A 14246-nucleotide genomic window follows, 5' to 3' on the forward strand; every position below is an offset into this window, starting at 1 on the left:
ATCGCTAATCGATGAATCATTCGCAACGAATTGCGGCACTTTCTCCAGAACAGCAGGCATTACTTCGGCTGCGACTGCAACAACAATCCTCACAACGCTTAACAATACCAAAATGCAATCGACACGCGCCGCTTGCTATATCTTTTGCGCAGCAACGGATGTGGTTTCAAGACCAGTTGAGCATTAAAAGTGCAGTTTCTAATAATATCTCGATCGCTTTAAAAATCACAGGTTCGCTTCAGGTCAATGCTTTAGCGCAGAGTCTGCGGGAAATTCTTCAGCGTCATGAAAGTCTGCGGACTACCATCCAAACGGTTGGTGGAGAACTAACTCAGGTAATTTTACCTCTTGACAAATGGGAGTTACCTGTGCATGACTTGCGCTTAGAAAGAGAGGGCGATCGCGAACAACGATTAGTGACAAAACAGGCTTGCACTCCTTTTAATTTAGAAACCGATCTGTTGCTGCGCGCGACACTACTGCAACTCGCTGATGCAGAATACGTTTTACTATTAACAATGCATCACATCGCAGTCGATGCTTGGTCATTGGGGATCTTTTTTCGCGAACTGAGTGCGCTTTATAAGGCGTTTTCCCGCAATCAACCTTCCCCGCTAACAGCATTACCGATTCAATATGCTGATTTTGCAGCTTGGCAACGGCAATCTTTACAAGGTAGTCTTCTTGAAGACTTAGCGTACTGGAAGCAGAAACTACACAATGCTCCTGATTTATTGCAACTTCCGTGCGATCGCCCGCGCCCTGCGGTTCAATCTTTTGCTGGGAAAACTCTATCATTTCACATCTCGCAGTCTATAACCACAGCACTCAAGCAGCTATCGCAAGCCTCAGGTGCAACTTTATTTATGACGCTGCTAGCAGCCTTGCAAACTTTACTGTTTCGCTACACAAATCAAGACGATATTCTTGTCGGTTCGCCCATCGCAAATCGTCACCACCCTGAAACCGAGAACTTAATCGGGTGTTTCATCAATACTCTCGTGTTGCGGACGAACTTATCAGGAAATCCTACTTTTCTAGAATTACTTCAGCGCGTGCGAGAAACTGTACTGGAGGCTTTGGCGCACCAAACCTTACCTTTTGAAAAGTTAGTCGATGAATTACAACTAGCGCGTTCCTTAAGCTACGCCCCGTTATTTCAGGTGATGCTTGTTCTGCAAAATGCGTTTTCGATTGAGAATATCGAGTTACCAGGTTTGAGCGTCGAACATTCGCGCATTGATAATCACACAGCCCAGTTTGATTTAACTTTTCACCTTGTCGAGTCCGACTCTGGACTAATTGGCAAACTAGAGTACAACACCGATTTATTTGATGAATCGACGATTGTTCGTCTGCTAGAACATTTTCAAATTCTCCTGACAGGAATTGTCACTAATCCTCATCAAACGCTGTCTGCACTACCATTACTGACTTTGGCAGAACAACAGCAGTTACGCGCGTGGAATCAAACAACAACGCCTTGTTCTGATAGGTGTATTCACGAACTCTTCACCGCCCAAGCTGAGAAAACACCGGATGCGATCGCACTCATCAGTGGTGACGAACAACTTACCTACCGCGAACTCAATCACCGCGCGAATCAACTCGCCCGCTATCTGCAAAAATTGGGCGTTAAACCAGAATCTCTCGTATGTCTGTGCGTTGAGCGTTCAATTTCCACGATCGTGGGATTGTTAGGCATTCTCAAAGCTGGAGGCGCGTATCTTCCGCTCGATCCGACTTATCCACAGCAACGCCTGGAGTTTATTTTATCGGATGCTCCAGTGTCGGTGTTACTAACGCAGGAATCGCTGGCAACAAAACTGCCAAAAATTGCTGCAACGGTTTTTCTCGACACCGATTGGGAAAAAATTGCGTTAGAAGACACCACGAATGTCACGCCTGCGGTTGTCAACCATAACTTGGCTTATGTCATTTACACGTCAGGTTCCACCGGACAACCCAAAGGAGTGATGGTTGAACATCGATCGTTAGTAAACTACACCTTAGCAGCAGTTAGAGAATATGAAATCTGTGCCCGCGATCGCATTCTCCAATTTGCTTCAATTAGTTTTGATGCTGCGGCGGAAGAAATCTTTCCTTGTTTGACGCAAGGCGCAACGTTGATTTTGCGCACCGATACGATGCTAAGTGCGATCGCAGGTTTTTTGAAAACTTGTGAAGATTGGCAATTGACAGTTCTCGATCTACCGACTGCATTTTGGCATCAGATGGTGACAGAAATGGCAACCCAAAATTTGCTGTTACCCGATTGCGTGCGTCTTGTAATTATTGGTGGCGAACAAGCAGCGCGCGATCGCTTTATGCTTTGGCAAAAACACGTTGATGCGCGCGTTCGTCTTGTAAATAGCTATGGACCTACTGAAGCAACAATTGTAACGACAACAGTTGATTTATCCGAACTAGCAAGCGATAACTCTGCGCTACCTATTGGTAAACCTGTCAGTAATACAAAAGTCTATATTCTTGACTCGTCTCTACAGCCTACCCCGATTGGAGTTCCAGGAGAATTATACATTGGCGGACTTGGGGTCGCTAGAGGTTATCACAACCGACCTGATTTGACAGCACAAGCATTTATTGCCGATCCTTTTAGCGAAATTCCAGGTGCAAGACTATATAAAACTGGCGATCGCGCGCGTTGGCGCAAGGATGGAAATATTGAGTATTTAGGACGCATCGATCGTCAAGTGAAAGTACGCGGTTTCCGCATTGAACTCGGCGAAATTGAAGCTTTACTTGCTCAACATCCTGATGTCCGCGAATGCATCGTCGTCGATCGCGAAGAGACAACGGGGAATAAGCAGTTAGTCGCCTATATTGTTCCCGCATGCAGTACCTTGACTACGTTAGACCTACGGCGGTTTTTGGAAAAGCGATTGCCTAAGTATATGGTGCCTGCAACATTTATGTTGTTGGATACCTTACCGCTAAACTCTCATGGCAAAATAGACCGTCAAGCACTTCCTATTCCTGATGGTGTCACTGTAACCGCAGCGTTTGTTGCACCGCGTACAGACACTGAAGTTGCGATCGCTCAAATTTTTCGGGAGATTCTGAACATTCCGCAGGTAGGGATTGCAGATGATTTCTTTGAATTAGGAGGACATTCATTACTTGCAACAAAGCTAATTGCTCAGCTATCACGAGTTTTTCAGGTAGAATTATCAATTGTCGATCTTTTTGAGTCTCCCACCGTTGCCGGTTTAGCTGAGCGCGTTGTCAATCAAACCAAGCCTCACGCAACAGACTTCTTTCTAGTAGAGCGATCGCCACAAACACCCGTACCACTCTCGTTTTCGCAGCAGTACCTTTGGCACGTTCATCACGCCAGCACTACAGGTGCAGTACTCAATAGTTCAATTATCATCCGCATTCAAGACTCGCTTTCACCCGCAGTCGTAGAGCGAAGTTTGAATGAAATTGTACGACGTCACGAAATTTTGCGGACTGTTTTTAGTGTCGTTGACGGTCAACCAATGCAAGTTGTTTTACCCGCGCTGCATTTACCATTAGTCTATGCTGATCTAGAACATTTGGCTCCTGAAGTCCGCGAATCAGCAGCATTCGACTTAGCAATCAACGTTGCGCAACCTGCTTTTGATTTAAGCGCCCCTTTAATGCGAACGGCGTTGTATCGACTGAGTGCGTGCGAACACTGGTTATTGGTGACAATGCACCACCTCATTACCGATGGTTGGTCTTTTCATTTACTTTTACAAGAGTTACATACCCTAATTCAAGCCTTCTCTGGCAATTTACCTTCACCGCTTCCAGAAGTATCGCTGCAATACGCGGACTTTGCCTTGTGGCAAAAGCAAGTTTATAACGAAAATGCGATCGCACAGCAACTGCAATATTGGCAACGCAAATTAGTTGATGAGCATATACCTCAAGCTCAGTACAATTCTTCTGCGATCAAGAGTAAGCAGGCTAAACGCTATTTCACGTCTATTTCTGAAACACTCGTTGACTCAGTTAAGGCTTTGAGTCGTTCGCTGCAAGTGACAAGTTTTGTTGTTTTACTCGCCGCTTTAAAACTCGCTTTAGCAGTCTGGAGTGGAAGACGCGAGGTATGGATTGCGACAACGATCGGCAACCGTACTGTGCCCGAAACCGAAGGAATGCTAGGCTGCTTTATCAACGATGTGATTTTGCGATCGCAGTTTCTACCAGAACAAACAGGATCGACTGTCATCAAACAACTGCAAGCCGACCTCAACGAAGCGATTGCGCATAAAGAAGTACCGTTAGAATGGGTGATTGCTCAAACGCGGCGATCGCGCCCTGTTAACTTGATGGCAAGTATCACAATTACAGCTTCCGATGCAGGTATTAAACGCATCCCTCATTGGGAAATCGTGCAAGTGCAGCAAGGGGATGATATTCCTTCCGAACTTTATGACGAAGACATTCCCCTCGAACTTTATGTCGAACTATCGAACACAATAAAAATAGGAGCAAACTACAGCATTGAGCAATACACAGTAACACGCATTGAACAACTCTTTGCTATCTATCAAGATATCTTAACCAAGCTTACTATTCCTGAGATCGCGCTTTCACAATTACTTCCCACTAACCCTAGCTTATAATACCGTGTTGCTTTAAAGTTTCTACAAATAGGGAGCAGAGGAAGCAGAGGAAGCAGAGGAAGCAGAGGAAGCAGAGGGGCAGAGGAAGCAGAGGAGCAGAGGAAGCAGAGGAGAAATTAATTGTAGTTCTTATTTAGAGAAATAGTATCAAGTGCTTCTCTGAGTGTGCTGCCGCGTACACTTAGTTTCTATAGCTCCGAAGGGAGTCAGAAGGCGTCTGCGTTTCTGTCTGCGAGTAGATGTTTGTAAATTGCTGTATTTTGTATCTTAAGCTACAGAAATATATAATTGAATTTGAAAAGCAAACGTCTTTCGAGGGACATTCATGGCAGTACTCTACAAAGATTCTTCGCACGGAGATAGACACCTAGAAAGCATGATGGCTTCCTTAGCGCATCGTCTAGAAGTTGCTAAAGCGACAAACAATAGTCAACTTGCGAGGCTATTAGAGTGCGAAGCGCAGCAATTGACAATTGCTGATACATCAAGTCAGCGATTCAAGTTAAATGCGTGGTTGCAAAGCATAAAACAAAGGGTTGCAGCGTTGTTTACTCATTCAACGCCGCGAGTACATGAATTTGTCAATGGTAGCGATCGCTGGTGGTACACCATCAACCCGCGCACAGGTGAATTTGTCTATGCAGATTCTGAAGCTGAACTGCGTTTATGGATTAAAGATTGCACTCACTCATAGTAAAAATTAACTATCCATCGCGTCAGATTTAGACCAACCGAAGCGATCGCGCACGCTTTCCTCAAGTGAAACAACGATAACGTAGAGTACAGGAATGATAAACAACGACAAAAACGTTGCTACGAACATTCCCCCAAAAACCGCAGTTCCTAACGATTGACGACTACCAGCCCCCGCACCTGTCGCTATAACTAGAGGAAAGATACCAACTAAGGTAGAAATCGCTGTCATTAAGATGGGGCGCAAGCGTTCTCGTGCAGCTTCAATTGCAGCTTTGACTAGTGGTAATCCTTCAGCGCGTAGTTGGTTAGCAAACTCAACGATCAAAATCGAGTTTTTACTTGCTAAACCAATTAACATCACTAACCCCACCTGACAGTACACGTCATTAATCAACCCGCGCAAGGACTGGGCAATTAACGCACCCAGAATCGCGAGTGGCACTGCCAGCATGATAATAAAGGGGTCAATAAAGTTTTCGTACTGCGCTGCTAAGACTAGGAAGACAAAGACTAAACCTAAACCAAAGATAATCGGTGCTTGTCCGCCAGATTCGATTTCTTCCAACGAAGTTCCTGACCATTGATAGCCTAATCCAGGTGGTAAGACGTTCGCTGCAATCTCTTCCATTGCTTGAATCGCATCTCCTGAACTATATCCTGGTGCGGGTGAACCTGTAATTTCAATTGAGCGAAATAGATTAAAGTGATTAATCGTTTGGGCACCAGTTTCGGGTGTCAGCGTCACAAGATTACTCAGGGGAATCATTTCTCCCAACGCCGACCGCACGTACAAGCGACTAATATCATCCGGAGTTGAACGAAATTGCTGATCTGCTTGTACGTAGACTCGATAGTTGCGCTGTCCCAAGGTAAAGTCGTTGACGTATTGCGAGGCGATCGCAGTTTGTAATGTATTTAAAATATCATCAACCGAAACTTGCAGTGCTCTAGCAGTATCGCGGTCAACATCAATCGATAACTTAGGCGTACTCGCGGCGAAAGTTGTAAATACTTGCTGCAAACCTGGAGTTTGATTCGCTTGCGCCATGATTTGTCCAGCAGCTTGTACGAGTGCGTTAAGGTCATTCACGCCACGGCGATCTTGCAACTGAAAGCTGAATCCACCAAAGGTTCCCAAACCTTGAATTGCTGGGGGATTCAGTGGTAAAATTCTCGCTTCGGTAATTGTGGCAAATCGACCAAACAGTTGACCAATAATTGCATCGACTGATTGTCCAGGTTCGCGGCGTTCTTCCCAAGGTCTAAGACTAGAAAATATAATACCGTTATTGGCACTACTACCAGTAAAGCTAAATCCGGCAACGGCAAAGCTAGATGTAATTTCAGGAATTTGCTGGAGTTCTTGTTCAACGCGCGCAATTACATCGCTCGTGTAGTTGAGCGAAACGCCTTCTGGTGCTTGCACAAGCGTAATAAAGTAGCCTTGGTCTTCCTCTGGTAAAAAACCAGACGGAACGCGCGCAAACATCCACGCGGTCAAGCCTAAGGATAAGACAAACACACCCAGCACAATCATTCTAAAGCGCATCAACGTGCGTAGCGATCGCGCATAACCCCGTTGCGCACTATCCAAAACATGATTGAAGCGATTGAAAAACCATGCTAGCCAGCGTGGAGGATGTTGCCCTTGGCGCAATAATTTTGCCGACATCGAGGGTGTAAATGTCAGTGCGAGAAAGGTTGATACAGTGATGGAAAACGCAATTGTTAGCGCAAATTGACGATACAGCGCGCCTGTAGAACCAGGGAAAAACGCCACAGGTACAAACACCGCCATTAATACTAGTGAGGTTGCAATAACGGCACTTGTTAACTCGCGCATCGACTCAATCGCGGCGGCGCGCGGGTTCATTCCCTTCTCTTGAATCAGGCGGGAAATATTTTCAACAACGATAATAGCGTCATCGACGACCATTCCTGTGGCAAGCGTTAACCCGAACAGCGTTAAGGTATTAATCGAAAACCCAAAAATCTGCACAAAGATAAACGTACCAATTAGCGAAGCGGGAATTGTGATTGCTGGAATCAGCGTAGTCCGCCAGTCTTGCAGAAAGATGAAAATGATTAAGACAACAAGCGCGATCGCCTGAATCAAAGTTCCCACAACTTCACTCAGGGATTGCTGCACAAATGTCGTTGTATCAAACGCAATTTGGTACTCCATCCCTGGGGGAAATCGCTGCGCAAGTTGTTCTAATTCTGCTCTCACCGCTGTAGCAACTTCGAGTGCATTACTTCCAGGAAGTTGCGAGATTCCCAAACCCGTTGCTTCAATTCCCTGAAATCGGAGAATAGTACTATAGTCTTGTGCGCCGAGCTCAACGCGCCCCACATCGCGAAATCGCACGAGTGAACCATCTTCTTCAGTTCGCAAAATCAAATCCTCGAACTGCGAAACATCGTTAAACTGCGTGCGTGCTTCTAAATCTAATTGATACTGTTGTTCGTCAGAAATCGGTGGTTGTCCGAGTTGTCCTGCACCCACTTGGATATTTTGCTCATTGAGTGCATTTACGACATCCTGCATTGTTAAGCCCCGACTTGCAAGCCGTTCCGGATCGACCCACAACCGCATGGCGTAACGGCGTTCCCCAAAAACTTGCACGTCACTTACGCCTTGAATGCGTCGGAGGGCATCGACAATATAAAGGTCAGCATAGTTACTCAAGAAAGTATTCGTATACTGACCGTTGTCTGAATACAGACCGACCGCCATCAAGAAGCCTGTTGATTGCTTCAGTACCCTGACTCCTGTACGTTGGACACTTTCAGGTAGTTGAGACTGTACGGTTGCAACGCGGTTTTGTACGTCTACCGCCGCAAGATCGATATTGCGCCCAGTTTCAAACGTGAGGTTAATCGAGCTATTGCCGTTGTTACTACTCGATGAGGAAATGTAGCGTACGCCTTCTGCACCATTGACTGCCTGCTCTAGAATGTTTGTTACTGTATTTTCAACAACTTCGGCACTTGCTCCGATGTAGTTCGCTGTGACTGTTACCTGCGGCGGGGCAATTTCTGGATATTGGGCAATTGGCAAATTCGGAATACTCGCCGCGCCCACCAAGACAACGATGATGGCACAGACGATCGAGACAACTGGGCGTTTGATGAACAGTTCGACAAACATATAGTAGGGGTCAGGAGGGTACTATGGTGTATTGGCTCCTACAGGTTGAGACATTGCGGTAGTTGGTATGATGGGCGCACCATCCATCAGATTGAGAGTTCCGGAAACCACAACTTGCTCTCCTGGTTCTACACCCGAAAGAACTTGATAACTGTTACCTTGCAGATTACCGAGCTTCACGGGGCGCTGTCGGGCGATCAGGTTTGGTGTGGAAGTGCCTTCCGGTGCAGCTGGTGCATTTCCTTCGGGTTGTGGAGTTTCGGCAACAAAGACAAAAGGTTCTCCAGCTAAGCGAGTGATTGCTGTTGTGGGAATCAAAATTCCTGGTTCTTCCGACCAAATTACCCTAGCACGAACAAACTGACCGCTTCTCAGTCGTCCTTCTGGATTATTGAACGTTGCCTTTGCTAGAATGCTTTGCGCGTTGGTTTCTACTTGCGGTGCAATAAAACTGATTTGTCCTGTAGTAATTGTCTCTCCCTGCGTGTCAATTAATTCTACTTGTTGACCTTGGCGTAAGTCTGGCGAGCGTTCTAAAGGAATTGATAGCCGCAGTTCTAACGGATTATTTTGAGTGACTGTTGTGAGTGTATCACTGCTTGTTACAACATCGCCAAGCCGGACTGGAATATCGCCAACAATACCGCTAAACGGTGCTGTGATTGTCGTTTCTTGAAGTTCGGCGGTGGCGCGTTGAGCATTTGCTTGTGCCTGCTGTAATCCCGCCTCGGCTTCTTGCAAGCTTGCGCGTGCTGCTTGAATGCGACGATTGATCGCGTTGAGGTTTGCTTGTGCTGTGCGGCGATCGCGCACCACAGTATCTAATTGCTGTCTTGGTAGCGCGCCTTGATTGACGAGAACTGAAATTCGCTGAAATTCTTCGTTTTGCAGGTCAACTTCTGCCTGTTGAGCAATGCGTTCGGCTTCTAATGCTTCAATTTGTGACTGCGCGTTGGCACGAATCGCGCGGGCTGAATTAACGCTTGCTTGGACGCTTGCGAGGTTTGCTTGCTGTTGATCGGGGCGCAATTGAACGAGTGGTGTTCCTGCACTTACGCGATCGCCAGGCGAGACAAGTATGCGACTAACTCGCCCTGTCACTTCAGGACGCAGGACAACTGCGCGTTGCGATTCGAGGGAACCAAGAAAGTCTGTAGTGTTTTCTACTGTTGTTGTTTCCAACGTTTCTAGCCTGACTGGAATTCCCTGCGGTTGTCCGGCGGCGGAATTTTGAGCACCGTTGCGACTACTCACCCACCATCGCCAACCAAACCCTACGCCAGTTAACAAAACAATCGCACTAATAATTGCAATCCAGCGATTACGACGCTTCGCTCTCGACCGAGCCGATTTTGTTCTGCGAGGTGTCTTTGAAGGAGTTTGCTCAGATGTTTCTGGGTAATCGGAATTAGATTGCGCCATACGTTGTGCTCGATCCCTCGCTTATCAAACTCAAAATTTTCTAACGAACGCTGCAGCGCGTTCGCTGCTGAGTACAAAGACTTCTCAACTTTTGTGGTGGCAACGGCAACTAAACTTTAAAAAACTTTTAAAATTATAATACGATACGGCACCGTATTACAATAAAAATGTTACGTAGAGGATTAGCTAGCGATTATCATGCTGTGCCAGACTGTCTGATAAGATAATGTTATGAGGGGGTATCCTTGAGCGACATGAGATACGAATATTTTTAATTATGATCAGTCAGACAACAAAAAGCTTACCAGGAAGACCCCGAAGTATTGAAGTTCATCAAGCAATTTTGCAAGCGACGCTCGATTTATTGGCAGAAGTCGGATATCAAGGCTTAAGTATTGAAGCGATCGCCGCGCGTGCTGGTGTGGGAAAAGCAACAATTTATCGTCGTTACGGTTCTAAAGAAGAGTTAATCGCCGAAGCGATTGCAAGCAATCGACCACAACTCATCATACCAGATACAGGAAGTCTTTGGACTGATTTAGAAGAAGTACACAAACAAGCTGCGGAACTTGACCTTTCACCCCTCGGTCGGCAAACGATTGCGATGATCATCAGTTTGGCATCCACAGTGCCACAGTTTGCTGAGATTTATTGGAAAAAATACGCTGTACCTCGCCGAAAAGCCGCTTCGATTATCTTTAAACGCGCTCAAGCAAGAGGTGAAATGTCTCCAGATGTCGATCCTGATTTAATTTGTGACTTGATGATGGGCTTGTTATTTAAGTCAATTCTTTTCCAGCCTGAAACTGAAGAAATTGAAAGTTACATGCGTCGTGCTTTAGATTTTCTTCTTCAAGGTGTCACCTCAAAGTCGTTATAATTGATAGCTCATGTTTTAAATAAGGTTTGCAAGAATGAGTAACGCTCATTACAGTTCTTATATATAGAAAAAATTGCTTCTAGCTGACGAGTATCGCAAAATCTTCTATGCTAAGTAAAATAACTATGTTAGATATAAAACCATCGTAAATTAATTTAGAAAAATTTCCTTCTATACTTCTTCTTTGTATACTTTGCGTACTTTGTGGTTTTACAAAAAAGCTAAATTTCTAGCTTATTCATCTTTCATTAAATAAATTATTTTTAATAACTAATGACGATAAACACGAATACTGCTTTGACAGAGCTAGAATATATTCCATACATTGACACCAACGGTCAATTACCGGAAGAATTTCAAAATAAAGTCGGCGTGTATGCAATTTTTGACCGCGATCGCGTGTTGCAATTTGTAGGATACTCGCGAGATGTATATCTAAGCCTTAAACAACATTTGGTACGTCAACCAGCAAAATGCTATTGGCTCAAAATTCAAACAATTGATCGTCCTAGTCGGACAATTTTAGAATCAATTAAGGAAGCTTGGATAAAAGAAAATGGCTTAATTCCGCCAGGTAATGTAGCTGCTACAACACAGTGGAATGAACCGATTGATGCTAAATTAACAATGACGGCTGAGGAGCAAACGAGCTATCAAGCAAGTGACGAACTGGAACAAATCAAGCTCTTAAAAAGCGTTGCTCGCCGAGTAGAAGCAACAGTATTATCAAATCTAGAATCACGTGGTGTAAAAGTACCAATTCGCTTTAATCCAAAACTAAAGGAAAAAGGCATTTTGGACGTCACCTAAGTACCGTGCTTCTCAATAGTTGGCAATCATCTTAACCAGACATTCAAAGCTGACTATACATGTGGCAGCTTTCAGTCAAAGCAGTTTATTGTAGTGTGGAGGGTAGAAGCTCAATCTTATACCGTAAGTAAAATAACAAAAAAGCTAAGCGATCGCTGGAAAAAACTCCGTGATGACAACGCTGTTAAACAATCGCTATCAAATCATTCAGATGCTAGGTTCAGGTGGCTTTGGCGAAACCTTTCTAGCGGAAGATACGCATATGCCTTCACGCCGCCGATGTGTAATTAAGCAACTCAAACCGCTAGCGAACGATCCTAGCATGTATCAACTGATTCAACAGCGATTTCAGCGAGAAGCCGCAACGTTGGAAGCTTTAGGCGAAGGAAGTCCGCAAATTCCTAAGTTATACGCCTATTTCTCCGAACGCGGTCAGTTTTTTTTAGTTCAAGAGTGGATTCCAGGTCAAACACTCGCAAGTAAAGTCGCAACCGAAGGACCGCTAAACGAAAACATTGTCCGTGAAATTTTAGTTAGCTTACTGCAAGTATTGGATTACGTCCACAGTCAAGGAATTATTTATCGCGACATTAAACCTGACAATATTATTTTGCGCGAGTCTACTAACCAGCCTGTGCTGATTGATTTCGGCGCTGTCAAAGAAACAATGGCAACAGCGATCAATTCGCAAGGTAAAGTGACTCAGACAATGGTAATTGGCACTCCTGGGTTTATGTCACCAGAGCAAGCAGCAGGAAGACCTGTATATGCTAGCGATATTTATAGCTTGGGCTTAACAGCAATTTATCTGTTGACAGGAAAGCTACCTCAAGAGTTGGAAACGTCGTCGAATGAAGAAATTCTTTGGCAGCGCTATGTTCCCCATGTAAGTCCCAAGCTAGCCGCAGTTATTGGCAAAGCAGTTCAGTATCATCCGCGCGATCGCTACACAACTGCAATGAAGATGTTGGAAGATCTGCAGTCGATGAGCCGGATTGCCAATCATCATAAGCAAAAAGCAACGCTATTTATTCCTAGCAGTACTCGTCAGCGTACTGTCATAAGTCCAGCACCAACATCACCTGTTAGCGGGTATCCATCGCGAAAAAACAATTGGTTCATCTTGGCAATTGGTGGTTTACTTGCAGGAAGTTTAGCAGCGATCGCACTTTTTACAAGTTTTCGCCAACAACCTCAAGCAGCATTTGATGACCCAACACCGCCAGAAATTCCCGAACCTCCCGTTGCAGCAAGTCCAACACCAGAATTATCGCCATCACCTACCGCACCGCTGGTAGCGTCACCAACACTTCCTCCTGTAGAGTCTCCGACACCACCACCGCCACTATTTCCATCACCCACCGAGGAGGAACCTCTTGCGCAAACGCCAGTTCCAACGCAAGAACCACAAGAACCAGAAGTAACATCACCACCAGTCGAGGAGACACCACCTCCAACACCTTCACCGTCACCTGTTGCGTCCCCTCGTCCAGAAAATACAGCGCCCTCAGCCAATACTGCAAGAATTCCTGGATTTCCTACAGGTACCGCCGAAAGCCAAGTTCGAGCCACACTCGGCAATCCGACAAAAACAACTAGAGGTCTTTGGGGTAATACACGTGCGGCAATTTACGATATCAAGCCTAACCAAGTTACCCTAGGTTATCTATTTGACCGCAATTCTGGACGTCTGCGACAAACTGAGGTCTCTTTTGCGCAATCTGTCGGTACGCAAGTTATGCAAGAAACTTTGCAACAAATGTTAGATGGTAATGCTTCTGCTGAGATCAATGAAGGGCTACAGCAAGTTTATCAACGTCGTACCAATCGTTACTCGTTTAATACGGGTGAACTCAAAGGAGTCATCGAACGCAACGATCGCGATCGCATTTATATTGGCGTATGGGATGCGGACTTGCACTGAATCTCCTATAGCGGGGGTCAGAAGTTAGAGGGAAATCGGTACGAGCTTCGATACGAGTCCTAATTCTATTGACTAGAACTATACATAATACAAAAAATTGCGCTTGACTTGAAGCAACTGCGCTCTCAAAGGGCTACCCGCAAGGGAGCCCGCCGTAGACTTATTCATAAAATGTTACTCATAGCGTGCGCGACACACTTTGTCTGAATAGCTCCAACGGCAAGCGTAGAGCATCTGCGATCGCAGTGTTCTCCCCCAGCGTTGGGGGAGATTGAGAGAGGGCGAGAGCCGATCGGCTTAATTACTTGACAGTGACTTTCGCACCAGCTTCTTCCAGCTGCTTCTTCGCGTCTTCAGCCGCCTCTTTAGCTACAGCTTCTTTGATAGGCTTGGGTGTAGACTCTACCAAGTCTTTAGCTTCTTTTAGACCTAAACCGGTCAACGTACGTACGACTTTAAGAACTGCAATCTTCTTATCCGCAGGTACTTCATCCAGAATGACGTCAAACTCAGTTTGTTCTTCGACTTCCTCTGCAGGTGCAGCAGCAGCGGCGCCAGGCGCAGCCATCATCATCATACCACCCGCAGGTGCAGCAGCACTAACGCCAAAGGCTTCTTCGATTTGCTTGACTAACTCAGCAGCCTCTAGCAAAGTTAAAGACTTAAGTTGTTCTAGAATTTGGTCAGTTGCAGCAGACATTGATTAACTCCTGTAATGTTTAATTGTTTTCACAAAAATACAAT

The 14246-nt window shown here is 45.4% G+C and carries 8 protein-coding genes; 5 read left to right on the top strand and 3 right to left on the bottom strand.

Going from position 1 to position 14246, the window contains the following annotated elements; all coding sequences use genetic code 11:
- Positions 1 to 11 precede the first annotated feature (11 nt).
- Both B1A85_RS18370 and B1A85_RS18375 read left to right on the top strand, forming a co-directional pair.
- On the top strand, positions 12 to 4619 hold the full coding sequence (locus tag B1A85_RS18370; protein ID WP_104548187.1) for a non-ribosomal peptide synthetase: 4608 nt from the start codon (positions 12 to 14) through the stop codon (positions 4617 to 4619).
- Between the two features lie 325 nt (positions 4620 to 4944).
- A complete protein-coding gene (locus tag B1A85_RS18375) occupies positions 4945 to 5313 on the top strand; it encodes a hypothetical protein (RefSeq protein WP_104548188.1) in 369 nt (122 codons plus the stop codon).
- A gap of 6 nt (positions 5314 to 5319) precedes the next feature.
- Here B1A85_RS18375 and B1A85_RS18380 read toward each other — a convergent pair whose 3' ends face one another.
- On the bottom strand, positions 5320 to 8466 hold the full coding sequence (locus B1A85_RS18380) for an efflux RND transporter permease subunit (RefSeq protein WP_104548189.1): 3147 nt from the start codon (positions 8464 to 8466) through the stop codon (positions 5320 to 5322).
- Between the two features lie 21 nt (positions 8467 to 8487).
- A complete protein-coding gene (locus B1A85_RS18385) occupies positions 8488 to 9888 on the bottom strand; it encodes an efflux RND transporter periplasmic adaptor subunit (RefSeq protein WP_104548190.1) in 1401 nt (466 codons plus the stop codon).
- Positions 9889 to 10165: 277 nt separating this feature from the next.
- Between B1A85_RS18385 and B1A85_RS18390 the strand changes: the two genes are divergently transcribed.
- The 3 genes from B1A85_RS18390 to B1A85_RS18400 all read left to right on the top strand — a co-directional run bounded on the left by B1A85_RS18390 (position 10166) and on the right by B1A85_RS18400 (position 13502).
- Positions 10166 to 10768: a TetR/AcrR family transcriptional regulator gene (locus tag B1A85_RS18390; RefSeq protein WP_246841466.1), complete on the top strand. Its 603-nt coding sequence runs from the start codon at positions 10166 to 10168 to the stop codon at positions 10766 to 10768.
- Between the two features lie 273 nt (positions 10769 to 11041).
- Entirely contained in the window at positions 11042 to 11578 is a 537-nt protein-coding gene (locus B1A85_RS18395) for a GIY-YIG nuclease family protein (RefSeq protein ID WP_104548191.1), read from the top strand.
- Positions 11579 to 11750: 172 nt separating this feature from the next.
- Positions 11751 to 13502 carry a serine/threonine-protein kinase gene (locus B1A85_RS18400; protein WP_246841467.1) on the top strand — a complete coding sequence of 584 codons (1752 nt, stop codon included), beginning with the start codon at positions 11751 to 11753 and terminating at the stop codon, positions 13500 to 13502.
- 301 nt (positions 13503 to 13803) lie between these two features.
- Here B1A85_RS18400 and rplL read toward each other — a convergent pair whose 3' ends face one another.
- The gene (gene rplL, locus B1A85_RS18405; protein WP_104548193.1) at positions 13804 to 14202 is read right to left on the bottom strand and encodes a 50S ribosomal protein L7/L12; all 399 of its coding nucleotides are present in this window, start codon (positions 14200 to 14202) and stop codon (positions 13804 to 13806) included.
- Positions 14203 to 14246: the final 44 nt, after the last annotated feature.

Source organism: Chroococcidiopsis sp. TS-821 (assembly GCF_002939305.1).
GTDB lineage: Bacteria > Cyanobacteriota > Cyanobacteriia > Cyanobacteriales > Chroococcidiopsidaceae > Chroogloeocystis.